The sequence below is a fragment of the Clostridium sp. LIBA-8553 genome, from assembly GCF_057782465.1.
The window spans coordinates 2,989,559-3,012,126 of the sequence record NZ_CM173489.1; the positions used below are offsets into that span (position 1 = coordinate 2,989,559).

21 protein-coding genes are annotated in these 22,568 nt (G+C 28.1%); 4 read left to right on the top strand and 17 right to left on the bottom strand.

The annotated features are described in order from the left end of the window. Positions 1-13 precede the first annotated feature (13 nt). From AC2JAQ_RS13400 to AC2JAQ_RS13440, 9 genes are all read right to left on the bottom strand, one after another. Entirely contained in the window at positions 14-994 is a 981-nt protein-coding gene (locus AC2JAQ_RS13400) for a tRNA 4-thiouridine(8) synthase ThiI (RefSeq protein WP_488456883.1), read from the bottom strand. A 45-nt stretch (positions 995-1,039) separates the two neighbouring features. After that, positions 1,040-1,669, bottom strand: a complete 630-nt coding sequence (spoIIR, locus tag AC2JAQ_RS13405; protein WP_488456884.1) for a stage II sporulation protein R — start codon at positions 1,667-1,669, stop codon at positions 1,040-1,042. 69 nt (positions 1,670-1,738) lie between these two features. After that, on the bottom strand, positions 1,739-2,605 hold the full coding sequence (gene ispE / locus AC2JAQ_RS13410; RefSeq protein ID WP_488456885.1) for a 4-(cytidine 5'-diphospho)-2-C-methyl-D-erythritol kinase: 867 nt from the start codon (positions 2,603-2,605) through the stop codon (positions 1,739-1,741). A 135-nt stretch (positions 2,606-2,740) separates the two neighbouring features. After that, on the bottom strand, positions 2,741-5,365 hold the full coding sequence (gene cphA, locus AC2JAQ_RS13415; protein ID WP_488456886.1) for a cyanophycin synthetase: 2,625 nt from the start codon (positions 5,363-5,365) through the stop codon (positions 2,741-2,743). After that, positions 5,352-6,179 carry a cyanophycinase gene (locus AC2JAQ_RS13420; RefSeq protein WP_488456887.1) on the bottom strand — a complete coding sequence of 276 codons (828 nt, stop codon included), beginning with the start codon at positions 6,177-6,179 and terminating at the stop codon, positions 5,352-5,354. Before AC2JAQ_RS13420 ends, cphA begins: the two co-directional genes overlap by 14 nt. Before the next feature lie 102 nt (positions 6,180-6,281). Continuing rightward, a complete protein-coding gene (locus tag AC2JAQ_RS13425; RefSeq protein WP_488456888.1) occupies positions 6,282-7,844 on the bottom strand; it encodes a DUF3794 and LysM peptidoglycan-binding domain-containing protein in 1,563 nt (520 codons plus the stop codon). Positions 7,845-8,205: 361 nt separating this feature from the next. After that, positions 8,206-8,442: a Veg family protein gene (locus tag AC2JAQ_RS13430; RefSeq protein WP_003462688.1), complete on the bottom strand. Its 237-nt coding sequence runs from the start codon at positions 8,440-8,442 to the stop codon at positions 8,206-8,208. A 161-nt stretch (positions 8,443-8,603) separates the two neighbouring features. Next, entirely contained in the window at positions 8,604-9,491 is an 888-nt protein-coding gene (gene yabG / locus AC2JAQ_RS13435) for a sporulation peptidase YabG (protein WP_488456889.1), read from the bottom strand. A 117-nt stretch (positions 9,492-9,608) separates the two neighbouring features. Then, positions 9,609-10,613 carry a CotS family spore coat protein gene (locus AC2JAQ_RS13440; RefSeq protein ID WP_488456890.1) on the bottom strand — a complete coding sequence of 335 codons (1,005 nt, stop codon included), beginning with the start codon at positions 10,611-10,613 and terminating at the stop codon, positions 9,609-9,611. Between the two features lie 111 nt (positions 10,614-10,724). Here AC2JAQ_RS13440 and AC2JAQ_RS13445 point away from each other — a divergent pair, with 111 nt between their 5' ends. Further along, positions 10,725-11,846, top strand: coding sequence for a glycosyltransferase family 4 protein (locus tag AC2JAQ_RS13445; protein WP_488456891.1), 1,122 nt, complete (start codon positions 10,725-10,727; stop codon positions 11,844-11,846). 189 nt (positions 11,847-12,035) lie between these two features. Here AC2JAQ_RS13445 and AC2JAQ_RS13450 read toward each other — a convergent pair whose 3' ends face one another. Genes AC2JAQ_RS13450 through AC2JAQ_RS13460 form a run of 3 tightly spaced genes read right to left on the bottom strand, consistent with a single transcriptional unit; the run spans position 12,036 to position 14,781 of the window. Next, on the bottom strand, positions 12,036-13,067 hold the full coding sequence (locus AC2JAQ_RS13450; protein WP_488456892.1) for a CotS family spore coat protein: 1,032 nt from the start codon (positions 13,065-13,067) through the stop codon (positions 12,036-12,038). Positions 13,068-13,082: 15 nt separating this feature from the next. Beyond that, the gene (locus AC2JAQ_RS13455) at positions 13,083-13,766 is read right to left on the bottom strand and encodes a hypothetical protein (RefSeq protein ID WP_488456893.1); all 684 of its coding nucleotides are present in this window, start codon (positions 13,764-13,766) and stop codon (positions 13,083-13,085) included. A 7-nt stretch (positions 13,767-13,773) separates the two neighbouring features. Next, entirely contained in the window at positions 13,774-14,781 is a 1,008-nt protein-coding gene (locus tag AC2JAQ_RS13460; RefSeq protein WP_488456894.1) for a CotS family spore coat protein, read from the bottom strand. 128 nt (positions 14,782-14,909) lie between these two features. On the opposite strand from AC2JAQ_RS13460, the gene AC2JAQ_RS13465 reads away from it, so the two are divergent. After that, complete coding sequence (locus tag AC2JAQ_RS13465) at positions 14,910-16,043, top strand: glycosyltransferase family 4 protein (RefSeq protein WP_488456895.1); 1,134 nt, start codon at positions 14,910-14,912, stop codon at positions 16,041-16,043. 122 nt (positions 16,044-16,165) lie between these two features. Here the strand turns inward: AC2JAQ_RS13465 and AC2JAQ_RS13470 are convergent, their stop codons facing one another. Continuing rightward, on the bottom strand, positions 16,166-16,696 hold the full coding sequence (locus tag AC2JAQ_RS13470; RefSeq protein WP_488456896.1) for a Gx transporter family protein: 531 nt from the start codon (positions 16,694-16,696) through the stop codon (positions 16,166-16,168). 299 nt (positions 16,697-16,995) lie between these two features. Beyond that, positions 16,996-17,367, bottom strand: coding sequence for a NusG domain II-containing protein (locus AC2JAQ_RS13475; RefSeq protein WP_488456897.1), 372 nt, complete (start codon positions 17,365-17,367; stop codon positions 16,996-16,998). Positions 17,368-17,505: 138 nt separating this feature from the next. On the opposite strand from AC2JAQ_RS13475, the gene AC2JAQ_RS13480 reads away from it, so the two are divergent. Next, positions 17,506-17,949 (top strand): FMN-binding protein, encoded by a 444-nt coding sequence (locus tag AC2JAQ_RS13480; RefSeq protein WP_488456898.1) that lies wholly within the window; start codon positions 17,506-17,508, stop codon positions 17,947-17,949. Positions 17,950-17,984: 35 nt separating this feature from the next. Continuing rightward, positions 17,985-19,013 (top strand): FAD:protein FMN transferase, encoded by a 1,029-nt coding sequence (locus tag AC2JAQ_RS13485; RefSeq protein ID WP_488456899.1) that lies wholly within the window; start codon positions 17,985-17,987, stop codon positions 19,011-19,013. 187 nt (positions 19,014-19,200) lie between these two features. Here AC2JAQ_RS13485 and eutH read toward each other — a convergent pair whose 3' ends face one another. From eutH to AC2JAQ_RS13500, 3 genes are all read right to left on the bottom strand, one after another. Continuing rightward, complete coding sequence (gene eutH, locus AC2JAQ_RS13490; RefSeq protein WP_488456900.1) at positions 19,201-20,325, bottom strand: ethanolamine utilization protein EutH; 1,125 nt, start codon at positions 20,323-20,325, stop codon at positions 19,201-19,203. Between the two features lie 148 nt (positions 20,326-20,473). Then, positions 20,474-20,803: a PTS sugar transporter subunit IIB gene (locus AC2JAQ_RS13495; RefSeq protein WP_488456901.1), complete on the bottom strand. Its 330-nt coding sequence runs from the start codon at positions 20,801-20,803 to the stop codon at positions 20,474-20,476. 287 nt (positions 20,804-21,090) lie between these two features. Beyond that, on the bottom strand, positions 21,091-22,476 hold the full coding sequence (locus AC2JAQ_RS13500) for a S1C family serine protease (protein WP_488456902.1): 1,386 nt from the start codon (positions 22,474-22,476) through the stop codon (positions 21,091-21,093). Between the last annotated feature and the right edge of the window lie 92 nt (positions 22,477-22,568).

Below are 22,568 nucleotides of genomic sequence, written 5' to 3' on the forward strand. Positions count from 1 at the left end.
CTAACTAAATCAATTATTGATTTATCATGTACTTTTTAAGCTCTTCATCTTTAAATGGAGTTATTGTTATTGTATTAATCTCTCCATCTTTTTCATAATTTATTTCAACAGCTTCGCTATCTTTTTCTTTACAATATCTTCCGCATATTCTAGCAGCAACCTCTAAATCCTCTTGATTAAATTCTCCTCTTAATATAACAGGAGCTCCAGTAGAGTTTTTAGATGTTACTAAAATATCATCTTCTCTTTTAAACTTAACTATATCTTTCCACTCTTCACCACTTCTAGCTACTATAGCTTTATTTTTAGGTGAAATTCTCATGTGTCTACCATATTTAAGAAGTCCGATTTCATCTTTAGCTACTTCTTCTTGATTATCAAGTAAATCACTTAATCTTATTGCATATCCAGGCTCTGTTAACTTACATCCACCTGCTGGTGATGGATAATCTACTATATTCCACTTTTCAGCAAGCTCCATTTGAGTTTTTCTGCTTCTACCTGATATTTTTAATAATCTTTCTCTATCTACTAAACCACTTAATTCCATTTCTGTAGGCTCTAAATTTAAAGCACATAAAGGTCTTAAGATTTTTTCACTGAATCCTGATTCTTTTTTAACAGTATTTAATGCTTGTCTATTTTGAGACATTGGTCTTTGATTTAAAACTTCACCAGTTATTATGAAATCAGCATCGAATTTTTTTAATAATTCTCCTGAATATCTCATCATCATAGCATGGCAATCTATACATGGATTCATATTTTTTCCTCTACCATGTTTAGGATCTTTTACCATCTCAAAATGTTCTTCTGAGAAATCTACTACCTCTAAAGGCATATCTATTTGTTTACACATTCTTTTTGCATTTTCTTCATTAAAGAAATAAGATCTAAAACAGATTCCTATTACCTCTATACCTTGATCCTTTATTAACTTTGCTGCTAATATACTATCTAATCCACCTGAAACCATGGCTAATGCTCTAGTCATATTTTTTCCTCCTAAAAATCACTTTATTATCATATGTTAATTCTTTTATTTAAATAAATCAAATATCTTTAATTCAAAATTTACATCATTTTCTTTTTTATTAACATTTTTAAATTCTTCTTCTGATAAAACATCCTTCATCTTTTTCTCTGTTTCATCATAGGAAACTTGTCCCTTAGTAACATCTATGAAGCATAATGGTGGAAACATAACACACCACCAATTTTGTCCTTTACCTTCACCAATTAGTATTCTATAAGCCTCATACTCACCTTGTGGTAAAACTATATTACCATATTCCTTAACAGGGAAATTTTCTCTTGTTAACGTTGTTTCAACAGTATAATTAAATCCCTGTGATTTTATATAGTTTTCAGCTATTTTTATAATATTACTATCTTCTCTTTTTAATATTTCTCTAGATTCTTCTAAACTTTCTGATTCATTTAACATAGGTGAAATATATTTTAAAACTTCATCCTTAACCCTCAGCTTTAATTCTTGGTCTATATTACTATCACTATTAGCTAAAACATGAAATCTTATTAACTTTTCACTTATATCCTCAACTATATTTTCTTCTGTAACTCCTAAAGCTTGTCTATCATTTAAAGAACTTCCTACTATAAATAAAGATAACATTCCTAAAAATAAAACTGATAATACTTTTTTCATAACAAACACCCCCTGATACCTTGATTATTACCAAGGAGTAATTTTTATATACAATAAAAAAATATTTTCTTAAAAATTATTACTGTTTATAGTTCTTGTTATGTACACATCTGCGTACTTATATTTTCCCTTTAAAAATTCAAAGGCTCTTTGAGCTGTTAGCATATCATCAAAGAAAGCAAATACAGTAGGTCCACTTCCGCTCATCATAGCTCCTAAAGCACCACTTCTTCTCATATCTTCTTTTATTGCTTTTAATACACTATGTTTTTTTAAAGTTACGTTTTCTAACACATTTTTCATATTCTTTGCAACATAGTTTAAATCATCATTTTCCATAGCTTCTATTAGTTCTTCTATGTTAACATGTTTTCTTATCTTATTTATATCTAAGTTTGTATAGACCTCTTTAGTAGAAACACCAAAGTTAGGTTTCAGTACAACTAAAATTTTATTTTCAAAAGGTTTTAAAGGTGTTATAACTTCTCCAATTCCTTCACATAAAGCGGTTCCACCCTCAATACAATAAGGAACATCTGCACCTATTTTAAGACCTAATTCCTTTAACTCTTCTAAACTAGCATTAACATTAAAAAGTTTATTCATTATAACTAAAACTGCAGCAGCATTAGTACTTCCCCCTGCCATTCCAGCAGCCACAGGTATATTCTTTTTAATGCTAATCTTTACTCCATCTTTTATATTAAAATTTTCTCTAAATAACACCGCTGCTTTATAAGCTAAATTTCTTTCATCTGTAGGGACATAGTGCTTATTACAAGAAATACTTATACTACTATCATTACTTTTCTCAATATCTATAACATCATATAAATCTACTGTTTGCATTATCATTCTAAGTAAATGATAGTTATCTTCTCTTTTTCCAATAGCATCTAAGGCTATATTTATTTTTGCATAAGCCTTCATTTTCATATAATCACCCTTCTTACATTAATTAAAGCTAACTATAATTATATTATTTTCTTTCAAAAACATAAAGAGTTAATTAAAATAAAGAGAAATCTTCTAAATTACTAATAGAAGATTTCTCCTGTAAACCTATTATTTTTATAAATTAGCACTTTTCAACCCTTTTACTCCACTATTTTTAAATTCATTTATTATATTATAAAGTGGCTCATAATCTTCAAAAAACATTATTATAGTCTCACCTTTTTTAGCTATTTTTAAAGTTTCTCTAAGTGCTTCTTCTTCTGATAGTATTGTTGAAATTTTTAAATTTTTTCTAGAAGCTTCCTTTACTCCTTCTAGCATAATATTTGCAACTTCGCCTTTTTCTCTGCCTCTTAAATCTTTATCTTCTTTTATTACTATAGAATCAAAAAATTCACCACTTAATTTTCCAACTGTTTTTATTGTATTTAAATCTCTATCTCCAGGAACTCCTATTATCCCAGTTATATTTTTAAATCCAATATTTTTGAGTGATTCTATTATAACCTTATATCCATCTATGTTATGTCCATAGTCTAAAATGACATTTACTCCATTAACATCAAACATATTAAATCTTCCTCTATTATCTTCTTCACAAGACTTAAATTGTTTTAACCCTTTTGAGATAATACAGTAATCGACCTCTATCCCAACTAAAGCTGCACAAGCTGCCATCGCATTTTCTATATTATGCTTTAGTTTTCCATTCATAGTAAACTTCATTTCTTCAGCAGAAGCTATTTTGTATTCCTTCCCTCTATTCTTCACATATATGGTTTCATCTCTATAAAATACAATAGGATTTCCATTTTTTAGGTTATCTTGAAGGTACTTATTATTTTCATCCATAGAGAATAATATTTTAGGTTTCTTTATTCTATCTAAAATTTTTATACTCCACTGATCATCTGCATTTATGACTGAATAACCGGTATCTTTTACAGCTTCTCCTACCAATGATTTTACAAAAGCTAAATCTTCTAAATCATTTATCCCATCTATGCCTAAATGATCTTCTCTTATATTTGTTATTACTCCTACATCTGCTAAGTTATAGGCTAATCCTCTTCTTACTAATCCTCCCCTTGCACTTTCTAAAACAGCAACGTCAACCTCTGGATTTAATAATACTGATTTTGCACTTTCATATCCAGTATCATCACCTTTATGTATATATTTATCTCCTATCTTTACTCCCGAAGTTGTTGTACATCCCACATTAAATCCTATTAATTTTAAAATATAGGATATCAATCTAACTGTTGTGGTCTTTCCATTTGTTCCTGTAACTGATATAACAGGAATATTATCATATCCATTCTTAAACATGTTATCTAAAATCTTTTTACCTACATTTCTCTCTTTTCCCACTGTAGGAAAATGATGCATTCTTATTCCTGGTGCTGCATTTACTTCTAATATTATTCCATCAGTATCATATAACGGTTCCGATATTGATTTTGTGCAAATATCTATACCACATATATCAAGCCCAATGGCTTTTGCCGCTCTTTCACAAATTTCAATGTTTTCTTTACATATTAAGTCTGTATAATCTTCAGCACTTCCTCCTGTAGAAAGATTAGCATTTCCTCTTAAAATAAGTTTTTCGCCATATTCTAAAATTGAATTTAAAGAATATCCTAATTTCTCTAATCTATTAACTAATTCTTCGTCTACTTTAACCTTTGTCAAAGGTTTTTCATGTCCTTCACCTCTTAGAGGATTAGCATTCATGGCATCTATTAAATCTCTAATATTTCTTACACCATCTCCTGTTATGAAAGGTGGTTTTCTTAAAGATACTGCTACAACCTTGTAATCCACTAGCATAACTCTATAATCATTTCCCTCTTTATATTCCTCTATCATTACTTCTTTGCATTCTTTAATTAATTCAGCATATGCTCTTAATAACTCTTTTTCATTATTTATATTTACAAAAACTCCAGTTCCCTTACTTCCACATTGAGGTTTTAATACTACTGGATATCCTATTCTATTTACCACTTCAAGAAGCTGTAATGTACTAAAAACTTTTTCTCCTTTAGCTACAGGTAAATTTTGAATATCTAATAATTCTTTTGTAAGCATCTTATCACAAGCTATATCTATGGCTATTCCCTTTGTATTGCTACCAATCGTAGCACTAAATCTTTTTCCAGCTTTCCCATAACCTATTTGATATAAGTTTCCATTACCTATAGAAATAATAGGAAGACCAACATCATTAGCAGCATCACATATTGCCTTTGTTGATGGTCCTATGCCCTCTTCTCTAATAACTCTTTTTATTATTTCTATTCTTTCATCAAAATTAATATCTTTCTTGTTTATTATAGCGTTCATTAAATCTACTGCTAATTCAGCAATTAAAATAGCTGTTTTCTTTAATTTATATTCAAAGATTATATAATAAAAATCATCTTTAATCTCTCTTGCTTTTCCGTACTTTACATCTATCCCCAACTTATTATGTAGCCCTATTATCGTATGTTCGCAAACATGAGCTAAATATGTTCCTTCTTTTAAACGTTCTACAAAGCCTCCTTCTATATCTATTCCACATCTATGCGTATATAATTCTGGAACGTAATTTAGCAGTCTTTCATTAAATCCATCAATATCCTTTGTAGGTGTTTCACAATATCCCTCTAAATCAACATCTAATCTCACACAACTTCTATGGGAATAAATGTTTCTTCCTTCAAAGATACGCTGATTATTTATCTTCATTTTTATTTCTTTCCTCCTCAAAAGGCACCCTAGTTAATAAATTCATTTTTTTGCCTGACGTTAATACATGTAACTTAACATTAAATATACTAAAAACTTCATCTTGTTGTCTTTCAGATACATTTGTATATTCTATTTTCCTTCCATCAACAAAATAAACTGCTCCACTTCCAATAACCATTAATTCATCATCATTAATTACTATGGCAGTATCTTCATCTATGCCTATGCCTAATACTTCTGGATTTTGACAAACACCTGATAATAATCTTCCTATTCTTCCTCTTTGAGCAAAATGCTGGTCTATAAGAGTGTTTTTTATAAGACCTAATCCTGCTGACATATTTAATGTGCTCTTTTTAGGTGATTCTTCTTCTTCACCACCAACAATCATTACATCACTCATAACTGATGCTCCTGCTGATGTTCCAACAAAATAACAACCTTCATTGCTCCTTTTTTGCAAGGTATCATAAAGAGGTGTTCCTCCTATTAAACTAGTTATTCTTAGTTGATCACCACCTGTAAAGAATATAACAGAAGCATTATTTACTAAATTAATATTTTCTTCATCAAAAGCTTCTTCTCTTTCTACTACACGAAGCTCTTTAATATCTCTTATTCCCATACTTGAAAATATATTTTTATATTGTTCTATGACTATACTAGGAGATTCTGTAGCTATGGTTGCTATTACCATAATTCCATCAGATTCTTTGAATCTATCTGCTACAAAATTTAATATAATCTTTTCTCCTTTTTTATCTTCTGCTCCACCTATTATTATTAAGTTTTTTTTGCTATTACTTTTCAAAACTATTCACCTCAAATCATGCATTTCTTATTTTTGCCACAAATATTATATTTATTCATAATAAAAAAGAGTTTTATGGTATAAAACCATAAAACTCCTTTTTTATAATATCGCTCTTCCAGGAATCATAATTTTTTCACCGGCATATAAAATATCCGGATTTTCAATGTTATTTAGCTTAACTAAATCATCTATTGTTGTTTTATATTTCTTTGCTAAATTCCATAGAGTATCACCTTTTTGTACTATATATATTGTTACAGACGCTCTCTTTTCAACTTTATCATCATTTTGTTCAACATCTTTTACATATTCTTTGTCAAACATATCTGAGCATTTAGCATAAAAATACATCATTGCTTTTACGGCTATGTTATTTGCCTCTATGCTACATTGTAAATCTTCTATATTTGCTTTAGTGTCAAAGGTCATTCCTGATTGTGAATTAGGCATCTCTAATGCAAATTCAAAAGGTATTTCTCCGCTTACCTTGTTAAGTCCCTTTTCCTCATCCGTTGTTCTATATATTACATCAACCGCTAAATTACCTTTTATAACCACTCTAGAATCAGCAAAATAACTTTCCATGCCGACAATATTACCAGTATAATCTATTACTTGAGTAGCATCTCCACCATCTTTTCCCAAATTAATATTACCTTTTACTGTTGAATCACTTGAATTTTCACTAACTAACATGTTAACTTTACAATTTTCTTTTAAAGGTATTATATTTAGAGTTGGAGAGTATAAGTCTTCAACAGTTTCTGTTAGTTCTAATTTAGATACTCTAACATTAGCATCAACTGCTAAACTTATATCTATTACTCTGCTTTCTCCTAAATCATTTTGAGATATTCTTGCATCATGATCTTTTATTTCAAAATATCCATTGCAATTCATATCAGCATTTACACCAACAACTTCTTCTTCTTTTGATAAGTATAAATCTTCTTCTAAAGAAATTACATCTCTAGAATCATATGCTCTATACAAAACATTTATTTTAGCTAAACATGATGCTTGTACTTTATCTTCTCCTAACTTAATTTCTTGTCTATGAAGCATATATCCGCACTTTATTATTTTTCCTATTTGAGGTTTATCCATTCCTATATTTATAGGTAATTGCCCATTCATTGAACAAACCATGCTAGTTATATTTTTTTCTATACTTTCTGGTTTTCTCTTTATCTGTAAATCTCCTAAGCCATCTAACTCTTTTACAACATCAATTTTTTCTTCCTTATAAACCCTATATTTAGTTTTAAGTTTTCCCTCTACCCTTATCTTTCTTTCATTGATTATGTTCGCATCGATATGTTCTAAATTACACTCCATATCACACATCATACTATGTTCGGCACCAGCTATATCAATAAAGCTAGAATTCTTGTCTTTGTAAACAACACTATTTATACCTAACCCCTCTTCTTCTCTAGCTAAATACATAACATTACATTCAACTTGATATTCTAATAAAACTCTATCACTTTGAACTTCTCTATTAAGTATGCATACATTAGTATCTACTGAAAGCACCTGATGAACATCCGGCTGAGTATCTGGTATTAAATATTCTTCTCTAAATGGTATATCTAATGAATTTTCACTTAAAATTTTTTCAAATCCAAGACTTTCTTTAATAATATCTAAATTAACCAAATGTATCCCTCCTAAATAATCTACTACTATAATATATATGTATGACAGTAGCATTATGATAATTCTTATTCTTACTACTTTATTTATTTTTATTTTATTTCATATTTTTATAAACGTTTACATATTTTTTTAAGTAAAATTAAAAAAATAATATTTTTTTCGACATTTTTTTATAAAAAGTGTTGACACTATAAAAAAAATGTCGTATTATAAAGATGGTTATTGACCATATAACCTCTCATAAATTCTCAATACCCTTTTATACCATAGTTGAAAGATGGAAACCCACCATCTTTCTTTTTTTTTGTAATTATTAATTAAAAATAAAAAAGCTAGCTAATTAATTAGCTAGCTTTTTTATTTAACCAACAAAATCTAGTTGAACCGTTTTTGTAAGTACATCTGAATAACTGTATGTCACTTTCCTTTGGGTGTCTTTTTGTAATCTAACTACAAAAATACTTGGGTGAACACTTTCTAGTATTCCTTCATTTTCCAAAATCTTTTTTCTTCCACCATTAGCTCTTAGCTTAACTTTCTCACCTACGTGATCCTCTATGCTTTTTCTGATGGAATTCAATGTAAGTCTGGTACTCATTTTAACACCCTCTTTCTATTATACATTATACACTAAAAAGGATGTTTTTTCAATAACAAATTATTTTACTATATAAAGCCATGTGTTGTCAACAAAAATATACTATATTTAAACTAAAACATCCAACTATAGTATTAACAGAAACCTTTTCTTTTATTCTATTAATTTATATACGGCGATTTTGGATAACCTTCTCTATATTTTCCTCTAGTTTGTAGCCCTCCAATACCTTTTATCCCAGTTATTGTATTTTCTATAACATCTTTTATAGATACAATTTCATCGATTCTTGTATATGCTATTCTCTCACAAACTAAAACTGGATCTAGACAATGTATAAGTACTCTATTAGGCGAACTTGCAAAATTAGCTCCTGCTTCTAAAATACTTTCATAACAAGATTGACAAGCTCCTGCAAAAATAACGAGCTCATCATAACTTGAGTTGTAGCTTCTTAAAATTTTTACAGCATCAATAAAATATTTTGAATTTCTATAATTATTTAAATCAAGCATTCCTTTTGAATCTTTAAGAACACCATCATGTCCAGTTAGCACAACTATATCTGGATTATACGCCTTTACCAGAGATAAAATTTTTAAAGGCTGTTCCCTTTCAGAGATTGCCACTCCTATAGCATTTAAATTTAATTGCTTATATGCCTTTAAACATGTTTCCATATAAGATGGATCACCATCTATATGAAGTATTCTTCCTGGTCTCCCAAAAACCAATACATTATCCTTTTCAGCTCTATTCTCATTAATTTCTTCATTCCCTCTCATAATGGAGTCGCCGCTTCGTTGCTCTCTATTTATTAAAACCTTTTTAATAATGTCATTCACCTTTGAATCGAAAGCTCTATCCTTATCCCCAGCAAAACTATCATCCACCTTTACTAAGTCATCTTCCTGTGAATCAGCTATTATTCTAATATGAAGCCCTTTTAAAATATAAGTTATTCTTCCATCATCATCTTTTATATCTATAATTTTAAAAGTTATATCCTTACTATATGATTTTCTTACTACTAAATCTCCAACTTTCATACGCTCTCTCCTAATTTATATAATCCCATTATCATCATATGAATGTTTATTTATAATTGTGATGCAACTATTTTTTTCAATAAAAATGGTGCCTAAATCTAGACACCTAAATCACTATTATCCAACTTGATTATATTTAGCTTTAAAATCTTCAATGAATTTTATATAACTTTCTTTCTCATTAATTATGTTGTTCATCTTATTTATAAAAACATTTTGTCCCCATATAACTTCATTGTAATAATATCTGTTAGCTAGTCTCCAATATCTTTGAGGAAATAATAAGTATGCATATAAAACTTCATATTCCTCTTCTTTTAATTGACTTACTGAATTATATGCATCAATTATGGCCTCTGCATATTCAATATTCCAATCAACTCTTTTTAAAACCTTTTTCATGAAATTAGCTATGTCATATGTTCTTATTTCTCTCTTACAATAATCAAAGTCTATTATATAAACTTCATTATCTTCTCCAATTATTATATTGTGATAAGTATAATCATGATGACAAAATACTTTTTCGATTTCAGCTTCTTCACACAAACTTAGATATTTTGAATTATTTAAAACCTTTGAGGCCCTTATTGCCAACTCTTTATAAAAATCAACATTTTTTATATAAAGAATATCAAAATCTTTTTTTAAATTCTTTTTTCTAGCCATGCCTCTCATTTTTTCTAAGGCTTTTCCTCTCTTTTCCATAAGATATGGCCATCTTCCTAAATCACTTTTAAGCTTAGAGTTTTCTGGAGGATCATACCCTTTACTAGCTTCATGTAATTCTGCCAATTTTTTAGCAGCTAATTTAACTTCTTCTATGTTAGTAAAATCGCATTCCCTTCCATTTATCCAATTTGAAAGAGTATATAAGTCTTCATTTACTAAAGCATAAGGCTCATCTTCAATATTTAAAAAATATCTGTCTATATGTTCAAAACCATTTTTAGCTAGATGTTCCTTTGCCCCATAAACAAAAAGAAGTTTTTGAGTTCCATAATTTATCCGCTTTAAACATCTATCTCCCTTATTGCTCTTTAAGTAATACACACCCTTATTAGGCTTTAACTTTTCTATTTTAATATCAAATTGTCTTTCTATTTCAAACTCTCTCATCATATCTATTCACCCCCTACCATATTTATATGTATCAACATGCGGTTTTATTAACATTTTATTCCATATACAAATATAATAATAATATATCTTTATACTGAAAGGATCTGGCTTATGAAAATATGTATTGATGGCAGGGCTGCTACTCTGTACCGCGGTACTGGAATTGGCAACTACACTTATCAAATAATAAACAATCTACATCAAATAGATTTTTTAAATGATTATAATATACTTATTCCTCCATCAACTTCCCTAAAACTACCGAATAAAAATAACTTTAATTATTTAAATTCAAGTACAAATGAAGAAGAAAACTTTTGGAAATTTATAAATACCCCTAACCCTAAAGAAAATATTCGAGGTGATATTTATCATATTCCTCAGAATGGTATAGGAATATCTAAGCCTGGTAATATCAAAACAGTTATTACACTCCATGATATAATTCCTATGAAAATGCCAGAAACAGTTAGTGATACATTCTTAAAGATTTTTCACTCCAATATAAAAAATATTTTAGATAACTCAGATGGAATAATTACTGTTTCTAATTTTTCTAAAGAAGATATAAGTAAGACTTTATCTTATCCCAAAGAAAAAATCTTTGTTACTCATTTAGCTGCTGAGGAAATCTATAAACCATTAAATAAATATCATTCCTCTCAATACCTAAAGAAAAAATATAGCATAGATACTGACTTTTTGTTATATGTAGGTGGATTCAGTCCTAGAAAGAATATCAATGGATTGATAGAAGCATTTAACTTAGTTAAAACTTCTTATAAAAGAGGATTAAAACTAGTAATCATAGGGAAAAATGGACCTTCCTATGAAACTTATAGAAAGAAAGTAGAGGAATTAAATCTAACTTCATCTGTTATTTTCCCTGGTTTTATTCCAATGGAAGATATGCCAATATTCTATAGTGCAAGTAAAGCCCTAGTATACCCTTCATTTTATGAAGGATTTGGACTACCTCCTATTGAATGCATGGCATGTGGTACTCCAGTAATAGCTTCAAATCTGACCTCTATACCTGAAGTATGCCAAGATGCTGCCATCTTAGTTAATCCTCATGATGTTGATGAAATAAAAGACAATATATTATTATTATTAAATCATCCTAAGTTCTACTCACTTATGCTTTATAAAGGATTAATTCATTCAAGTAAATTTAATTGGAAAAAGACTGCTTATAACACTCTTGATGCTTATAAAAATATTTCTTTATAAATTAAAGGGGCTGTATCAAATTACCTTAAAACAAAACTTATAAATAGTATAGAATATCTAGATCAACTTTAGAATTTAAGTCATTACATAGAAAAATTTGCTATAAATTCTTAGTGAACTCTATTGATTCTTAGAATATATTTATAAGTTTTATTATTTAAAGTTTTGATACAACCCTATTTATATTTTTTATATTGTTTTTATGTGTTCTAGTAATATTTCCTTCTCCTTAGTATATTCTAATTTTCTCTCAAGCTTATTTAAGAAAGATTCATATTGCCAGTCTTTTAATTTATAATAATATTGCATTGATACTGTATAAAAGTCATGTGGAAATCTTAGATATATATATATTAATTCTTTTTCTTCTTTTGATAAATTGTTTAACTCATCATATTTCTTTATTATCGAATCACACATTTCTAAGCTGAACCCAAATCGCTTTATACTTTTACTTAAAAAATTACATAAATCTATAACTCTTAAATTTATATTGCAATAATCAAAATCTATAAAGCTCACTTTATTTTGATTAAAAAGTATATTATGATATGCTAAATCATTGTGACAAAGAGTTACTTTTTCCTTATCACTACAAAGTTCACTATATTTACTCTTTTCCAATAATTCTATACAACTATCTATATCATTTAAATGATAATCTACTTCTTTTGAAAAAATTTCGTCAAACTCATTTCTATATTTAAATTTCATTGCTAATTCTCTTAAATCTTCTAAATTCTTCTTGCTGTTTATAAAATGCTCTTTTAATTTAAAAAGTTCACTATTTTTCTCTTTCATTTCTTTTGAAGTTACCTCTTGAATTCCCATTCCTGCCTTATGAAGATTAGCTACTGCCTCAGTTATTATTTCTAACTCTACCGGATTTGCTATATTAAATTCAGTTCCTTCAAAATAGTCTAATAAAATATAGCTATTTCCCTTCCATTCAAATCTATTCTTTCCGTTAGGAAGCTTATTTATATTTAATATTCCATCATAATTCTCTCTTAAGTACTCTGTTGAATGAATTATGAAGTTTAATCTCTCATCATCATAATTAATCATTTTTAAGATTTTCTTACCTTGTTTAGTATCTAATAAAAATACATTTCTATTTGGTCTTAAATCAAAAATATCTAATCCTAATGACTCAAATAATTTCATATCCAAATCATATTTACACAGATACTTTTCATCCTTATATCTAATTTTATTCATATACCTCTCCTCCTCTTATATTAAATAATCCCTTACTAATAACTCTTCTAAAGTTTCATTTTTAAACTCCAAACCTTTTATATAGATATTTTGTAAGTACTTCATAGAATTGTATGGATATTCTACTAAAGCTTTTATATAAATATAACTTTTAAAATCTAATTCCTCTTTTTCTATAGCTTCTTTAATTAAATCATCTAATTCATTTTTATAAATGCTACGTACCTTTTTTAAATAGCTATAATAATCGTTCTCTATCATATTAAATTCTATATTATCTAAATTGGTTATAAATACTTTTTTATCCCCCTCTTTTATTTGATAATATACCCTTCCAGTGCACACCTCTTCTCTTGTCATAGCTCTTTTAATAAGACTTATATAATCAATGCTCTCAATACTATTTAGCCTTTTTCTCGAAGCCTCCATTACTAGGCTATAAAGCTTATTATTTATATTTATTCTTTCAGTTCTTCTATTCCAAAGCTTAAAAGTTTGAACTATTCTCCATATATCGCTTTTAAACTTAAATCTGATTTTATTATTTTCCTTCAAAAAAACATGATGAAGTTCATTTATTGTATTTATATATTCTCTTGCATCATAAAGTTTAATATCTCTTTTACCCTCAGTTATTTCTTTTCTAGGTAATACTTCTATATTATTTTTACTTAAAAATACTTCTAACTCTTGATTCAATTTTAAATCACCTCAAAGTAAAATTACTCAACTCATTAACAAAGCTTTGCCTAAGCTCCCTATCCTTCTTATACTTACCTAGCTTTCTTAGAAAATGTTCCTCTTCCCAAGGCTGCTGTTCCCAATAATATTGAAGTCCTAATTGCCAATACGCTTGAGGAAATTCAATAAAAGCTGCTATCATTGGAATCTCTTCATTTAATACATCTTTATTTTTTGAATAGCTATGAATTATATATTTAAATATTTCTAAATCCCAATATCCTTCTTTCATAGTCCTAACACATATACTACTTAAATCATGCAAATGAGAATCTAAAATACAATAATCAAAGTCAATTATATTTACCTCTCCATTATCTAATAAAAGTACATTATGATCTGCATAGTCATGATGACAAAAGCCTAGTTTTCCAACCTCTTTCTTCATATAATCAAAATAGCCACTACTTTCTATATGAGAAAGAGTGGTCTCTACCCTCTGTAGTTCCTCATCCATAATAGAAAGATAAAGCTTATCAAATTCTGATTTATATGCTTTTTGATATATTCTTTTTCTAAAATCAAGAATTTCTTCACCTCTTGTTTTAAATACTTTATACCACTGCCCCCAAGCTATTCTTGGCTTAAGACTCCTATTTATAATAAATCCTTCACTACAGTTATGTAGTTCACTAAGCTTTTCAGCTGCTAGCCTTAAATCTAACTTATTCTTATAATTACACTCTCTGCATTTTACCCAAGGAGTTAAGTAAGCTAACTTACCATCTAATCCGATATAATCCTTTCCCTCAACGGTATCAATTATCTTAGGTATTGAATTAAATCCATTTTTCATAAGATGCTTCTGAGCAGAAACTATAAAATAAAAATGAGGATATTGATATTTTATTACCTTTAAACAATACTCCTCATCACTAGTTATAATCTTATATGTGTTTTTTACCTTTATTACTTCTTTGCTATCTATTCCATAGTTAAGTAAGATTTTGTTCTTTATATAGTCATGATCCATACCTACTCCTACTTTCACTTTTTAATTAGTATATGTTTTTTAAATTCTTCTTGTTACATGCACATTTTATATTCTTTATTAATATTATTAATTATGATGATTATTTTTCTAAGGAGTGGAATCTTATTATGTATAATTTAATAGATGCAAGAGGAGCAACTTGGTATAGAGGTACAGGTATAGGAACATACACATATAACTTATTAACAAACATATTAAAAATAGATAAGAAATCATCTTATGATTTAGTGTGCTCAGGAGAAAAAATCCCTGAATTTGAGGCTGAAAACACCAAAATAATAATGTCTTCAAGAAAACACCAAAGATTTTTTGAGGATTACTATATTCCTACCTATGGAATGAAAGAAAAAATAGATTTACTTCATCTTCCTCAAAACGGAATGGGCCTTAGTCCTGAAGGAGATTTTGCTAAAGTTGTAACTATACATGATTTAATCCCATACATTTTACCTGAGACGGTTGGTAAAGGTTACCTAAAAAAATTTCTTCAAAGTATGCCTAATATAATTGATAACTCGACAGGCATAATCACAGTATCTGAATACTCTAAAAATGATATCTTAAGATTCTTTCCGCATTTCCCTGCTGAAAATATATTTGTTACACCACTTGCAGCTAATGAAACCTATAAACCCTTAGATAAGGAAAAATGCCTGTTTGATGTTAATGAAAGATTTAATTTTAGTGGACCATTTATTATGTATATTGGTGGTTTTAGCTTAAGAAAAAACGTGCGAGGACTTGTTGATGCATTTAACTCAATTCATAAAAATATAGATGATAATTATAAATTATTGATAGTTGGAGGTTTAAGAGATGAGGGCTTAAAATTAAAAGCTTACACAGAAAGTCTTCCAATTGCTGATAAAGTTATTTTTACTGGATTTATTGAAGATGAATATCTACCAACTTTATACAATGCAACTATATTATTTGTTTATCCTTCTCTTTATGAAGGATTTGGTCTTCCTCCATTAGAAGCTATGAGTTGTAAAACAGCAGTTTTAACATCAAACATAACTTCCATTCCTGAGGTCGTTCCATTTAATGAGATTTTAGTAGATCCTAATAACCCAAAAGAATTAGCTCTAAAACTTGAAAATATCCTAAACGACTCAAAGCTTAGAAATTCCATAGAGAATCTTTGTTTTGAAAGAAGCAAAGAATTTACTTGGAAAAAGACAGCTGAAAAAACTCTAGAAGCTTATAAAAGGATAATAGAAACCTCAAAAATCAAGTAATAAAATCATAGAGTTCTAATCTATAAAAATAAGGAACTATATAGAGTTAATTAAAAGTTTTATCTTATTTCTACTCTTATATAGTTCCTATTTATATCTTAGGTTATGTTTTAAACTCTTATTTATCTAACCATATTTTTATGATAATCTAAGTTACTTAAACTCCTTATATGCTTTAATAAATAATTTGCTGTTATTCCTATAAAAATTCCTGTCCCTATACCAGCTAATGATAAAAATGGTAGATAACTTAATATTCCTATATTCTTAATTACAATAGCTGTAACTATTAATTGTCCCAAATTATGGAATACTCCACCAACTGTACTTACCCCTATAGCAGAAACTCTTTCTTTCAAAGTCTCTTTAATTAGAATCATCGATAAAAAACTTAAAGTTGTTCCTCCTAACCCAAAAATAAAAGTAGATACTGATCCCATAATGAGAGTTGATAGAATCAATTTTAAAAAGACTAACCACAAACATTCCTTATAATTATCTAAAGTATATAACCCTATAACAACTATTAGATTAGCTAGTCCTAACTTTGCTCCTGGAGTAATAAAAGGCATTGGTATCATACTTTCAAAAATATATAGAACTAAAGCTTGGGCAACTAACACTCCTATATAAATTATCTTCTTCGTCTTCATAATATTTATCCCCTTTTTAATACTATAGATAATAAAATACTTAATCTATAAACTTCATAAAATTTATTAATTAGGCTATGCTTTAAACTAGTATTAATTTTTAGATAGAACTGCAAGACCTCTCGTATTGAATCATATACGTAAGAATGATAGTTTTAAGAAGCTTTTTCTATTTGAGTAAAGCAAGTTTAAAAGCTTTAGCTATTATTCTAGAGTAGATGATATTAATACTTTACGAAATTAAGTTAGGTCTAAAGGACTATCTAAAAATCAACATTTACCTAAAACAGAGTCATTAATTAATAAGATAATATATATTCTGATTCTTTTTCGCCCTTAATTTCAATAAACACTCCATTAGGTAAACATACAATGCTTTCACCTATCTTGCTTATCTTTCCTTGCCTAATACAAATTCTATCTGTACAGTTTGTATCATGCATATATACTTTCTCCCCTTTTACATAAATCTCATTAACTCCTCCGTTTTCCTCAATCCTAATTTTTTCATCTGTTTCCTCTTTTAATTCAAAAGTTTTATACTCAGTTCCATCAACACTTATAATTACTTTCCTAGGCTCTCCATAAGTATTACTTGGAATAATAAGTCCTAATGGCATTAAAGATATTATCACTAAAATTATAATTATAAAACAATCCCACTTTTTCATAATAGTTCTCCTATTTAACACTTCTTTATTATGTATATATGATTTTAAAATTTAAATTATTATTTTATTTCTCTTTAAGGAATTTTTTTTACCTTTAAAAGTATATTTATAGTAAAAAGATTATCTAGGAGGATTTTTATGAAAAAAAAGATTTTTGCTATTTTACTCTCGACTTTAGTGGTATCTAACTTTGTAGCTTGTGGCTCTTCAAACAGTTCTAAACTTAAGGATGGTGAATATTCAGTTGAAACAGCTAAGGCTGATGATCATGGCTATAAAGCTAAACTAAATATTAAGGTTGCTGATGGGAAAATAACAGAAGCAAAATACAACGAATTTAATGGAGAAACTAATGCAATAAAACGTGATGATAAAGATTATAATGAAAAAATGACAGGAGTATCAGGTATTGGACCTGCTGATTATGAACCTGAACTTGAAAAAGCCTTAATAGAAAAGCAATCTTCTGACATAGATACTATTACAGGTGCTACTAGCTCTTCTAACCAATTTAAAAAGTTAGCTGAACAAGTATTAAAAAATGCTGAGGAAGGAAAGAAAGAAGCAACTTTAGTTGAATAGTAAAATAACATAGTATCTTATTTTAGGAGGGTAAAATGGTATACTTAAGACATATATGCTTTTTCTTATCTATGTTTTTAGTTTTTAACTTAAATGGATGTAATATTAAAAAGGAACCTATAAGTAAATCTAGTTTTTTTATGGGAACATTAGTAAACATAACTCTATATGATAAATTTGATGAAGCAATACTAGATAAGGTGTTTAATAAAATAAGCGAAATAGAATCTTTACTTAGTCTTAACATAAATGACTCTGAAATCAATAAAATAAACAATATGGCTGGAATAGAACCGGTAAAAGTAAGTTCTACTACTTTTGATGTTATAGAAAAATCTCTTGAGTACTCTAAACTCTCTAATGGAAGCTTTGATATAACCATAGGACCTTTAGTGAAGCTTTGGGGAATAGGAAGTAAAGATGCCAAGGTGCCTAATGATACCGAAATTCTAAACATTCTTGATTTAATAAATTATGAAAATATTATTTTAAGTAAAGAAGAGAGTTCTGTATTTTTAACTAAAAATGATATGATCTTAGATTTAGGTGCTATTGCTAAGGGATATATAGCCGATGTTATTTCAGAAATACTACTAGAGGACGGGGTAACTAAAGCTATAATAGATTTAGGAGGTAATATTTTTGCTCTAGGAGAAAAAAGTAAAAATGAAAATTGGACAATAGGAATTCAAAATCCTTTTGAAAATAGAGGGGCTCCATTAGGAACTTTAAATGTATCCAATCAATCAGTAGTTACCTCTGGAATTTATGAACGTTATTTAGAGGTTAACAATATTAAATATCATCATATTCTTAATCCTAAAACAGGATTTCCTTATGATAATAACTTAGCCTCTGTAACCATAGTTTCTTCTAAATCTATAGATGGGGATGCTCTATCAACTTCAACCTTTGGTATGGGAACTTCAGAAGGATTGAAATTAATAGAATCTCTTGAAGATATAGAAGGAATATTTGTGACCAAGTCAAAGGAAGTTTTTGTATCAAGTGGATTAAAAAATAATTTTAAATTACTTGATGATTCCTTTGTAATAGTAAATTAAGAAAGAGATTGTATCAAAAACAGCTTAAAATAAACCTTATAAATATATTTGGACAATTACTTGATAACTCTAAAAATTTATAAGTTTTATTATTTTAAGTTTTGGTACAAGCTCTCTACATTGCAATTCTTATTATAATTATAAATGTTAAAAGCTTTGGCTAAACATTGATTTTTCTATATATAAATTATGATTCTATAGCAGTAGATATCTCTTCACAACTCTTCCTTTCATTACTAAGTTTAGTTGATTTTTTATATAATAATAAAGCTACGCCCATAGCGGCTATACCTGCTATTAACTTAGAAACTATGTATACATTTATAATTTCTGGTGTCTTAAGAGATACAAATCCTAATTGTCCTCCAATAACAAAAGCTCCACTAACACTAAAAGCAGTTAAAGCAATTCTTCCTTTAGAACTCATTTTATCAAAGCTTTGAAATAATATTATATTTGAAGCAAGAGTGCCTAAAAATGCAGCAATAGAAAACTCATCTATATTTATCTTCTCTCCAATTTTGCTTAATCCATTTGAAAACTTCTCTGTTATAAAATTAATTAAAGGATATGCTCCACCTAAAAATATTGCTATTTTCCCAACGACACTTAAAGCCTCCTCTATAGGTAAAATACTTCCCATAGGTTCTACTCCTATAATAGATAAAAATCCTAGAATTAAAAGTCCTAATATACTGACAAACTGTATTATCTTACCTAATTTTATAAATATATTAACAGTCTTATTCTTAAATTTATTCATACAAAAAGCTAGTATAGTAGCAAATATTATTAATGGTAAAATATTAAACAATAGTAATTTAAAATTCATTCCTAAAAATATTCCTGCAACTATAGGCGCTATAGGTAATGTCATTACCCCATATAATAATCCTGTTGTTAAATCTTCAAGATGTTTCTCATCTATAATTCCCAAAGCTAATGGAATAGAAAAACTTATTGTGGCTCCTAAAGTAGAAGCTATTATTACCCCTGAAATCCAGTACATTTCAATATTAGAAGCTAGACTTTCTGCTATTCCAAGTGCTCCCATATCTATTGCTAAAAACATTGATGGAAATATAGATGAATCAATACCTAAAAGATTTCCTATTGGAGTTAATAAAAATCCTATAACTTCTCCAATAAACGGTGAAAGTGAATATATTCCTACCATAGATATCGCTATTGATCCCATGGAAAGCATCCCTTCTTTAAACTTTTCTCCAAGACCTATTTTATTATTATTTATGTAGTCAATTCCGCTAAATACAAAAGAAATCCCTATTATCCCAAGAACAATCTTCTCCAAACTCTCTCCCCCTTATAACTCTATTTTTTAGTATATTTTACTCCCTTAATCAATTCAATACATATATCTTTAAATTTTCAATTTATTAAATATAAAAAGGAATTGTATTAAAACTTTAAATAATACAATTCCTTCTTTAATCATGATTTTATAGATTACTTATTGTTAATTCCTTATTATATATTAACTCTAAAGCTTGATTTAAAACTTTCTTACCATTCATAGTTCCATAATCAGCACTATTTATTAGACTTATTGGTATATTATCGCCAATTCTCTTTTTTAATTTATTAGACAAATACTTTACTTGAGGACCCAACATTATTATATCTGCTTCTTTTTCATATTTTTTTAATTCACATTCCCCTATAGCAACTATAGAACAATCAACATTTAATTCCTCCGCTGCTTTCCTCATCTTAGAAACTAATAAAGATGTAGACATCCCCAATGTACATAATAATACTATTCTTTTCATATTTAATCCTCCCAATGAATTAATACCCTATTTGTTTCTATCCTTTAACTTTTTAATGTATTTTAGTATATAATATATAGTTATTTACCTTTAAATCTAAAAACTATATATTATTATTTTATAATCAAAAATAATAATTAACAATTAATTATATGTAATATATTTTATTTTTATTTAATATTTTACATTTTATTTATCTTTTTACAGTTATTTTTATCTTTAATTTATTTTTACTTTACTAAAAATAAAAAGAACTCAGAAATCTGAGTTCTCTTATAAATCATTAGTTAAGAAACTAATTTTATTTCTAGGTTCATTTTTTTACCATCTCTAATTATTTGAACTGGTACTGTATCGCCCTCATTGTATTGGCCTTTTATTTCATTTAATTCTTCTACAGTTTTTACTCTCTTTCCACCAAACTGAACTATTAAGTCTCCAATTTTTAATCCTGCCTTTTCTGCTGGACTAAATTCTTGTACGCCAACAATATAAACACCTTCTTCTAAGTTGTTTTCCTTTGCTAGCTCTGAAGTAACATTTCTAGCCTGAATTCCCATCTTTAGTATTGGTTTTGATAATGATCCTAATCTTGTTTTAACTTCATTTATAGGAATTGCAAATCCTATTCCTTCTATATCTGCGCCAACTTTCTTAGCAGTATTTATTCCAATAACTTCGCCATTAGAGTTTATTAATGGACCACCACTGTTACCAGGGTTAATAGCTGCATCTGTTTGAATATAATCTAAAACATTTCCGTTATCTGTACTAATTTTTCTATTTGGTGAACTTACTATACCTTTAGTTACTGTTGAACTAAATTCTTTTCCTAATGGATTTCCTATAGCTATAACTTCTTCACCAGCTTTAACAGTTGATGAATCTCCTAATTGAGCTATTCCTGGCATCTTAACATCATCTGTTATTTTGATTACAGCAATGTCTCTTTCTGCATCATAGTTTACAACCTTAGCATTAACTTCTTTTCCATCTGAGAAGATTACTTTAACTTCTTGAGCACCATTTATAACATGATAGTTTGTAACTACATAACCATCTTCATTTATTATGAACCCAGATCCTAAACCTTCTTGTTCTTTAACATTGAAGAATTGGTCTCTAACTAAACTCTTTGTTGATACTCCAACAACAGCTGGTGTAACTTTTTCAACCACTTGAGGAACTGTTAAAGCACCTTCATCACTTTTAAATGCTGGTGGATTAGCTGCCGAATTACTATTATTGATATTTCCTAAAGTATTTGTTTGAGTATTATTTCTTAAAGCATAATATACTCCACCAGCACCTATTGCTCCACCTAGCATAGCAACTATTATTGCCCCTGCTATTATTCCTAGCCCTTTTTTAACCCCGCTCTTTTTCTTTACTTTTTTCTTTTTACCATTATCCTTTGATTCCTTAGGATTTTCATTTTTCTCCTCATTAGAATCTAATGAAGTCTCTTCTTTTTTAACTTCTTCATATGAATCAATCTTATCATCCATATTTAATTGCTGTGTTTCATCTATGTTTGTTTGCTTTGTATTATTATTTAAGTTTATATTTTCTTCTTTTTCCGTCCTTTTATCTGAATCTAAATTTTTATTTTCTTTATCATCAAACCCAAAGTAGTCATTTAAATTTTCATCTTTTTTATTAAAATCACTCATTAATACATACCCTCCTAAATATTCAAATTCCATGAATTTATAATAACCATTTTTTGTGTCATTTCAATGTCATATTTATGGCATTTTAGTGT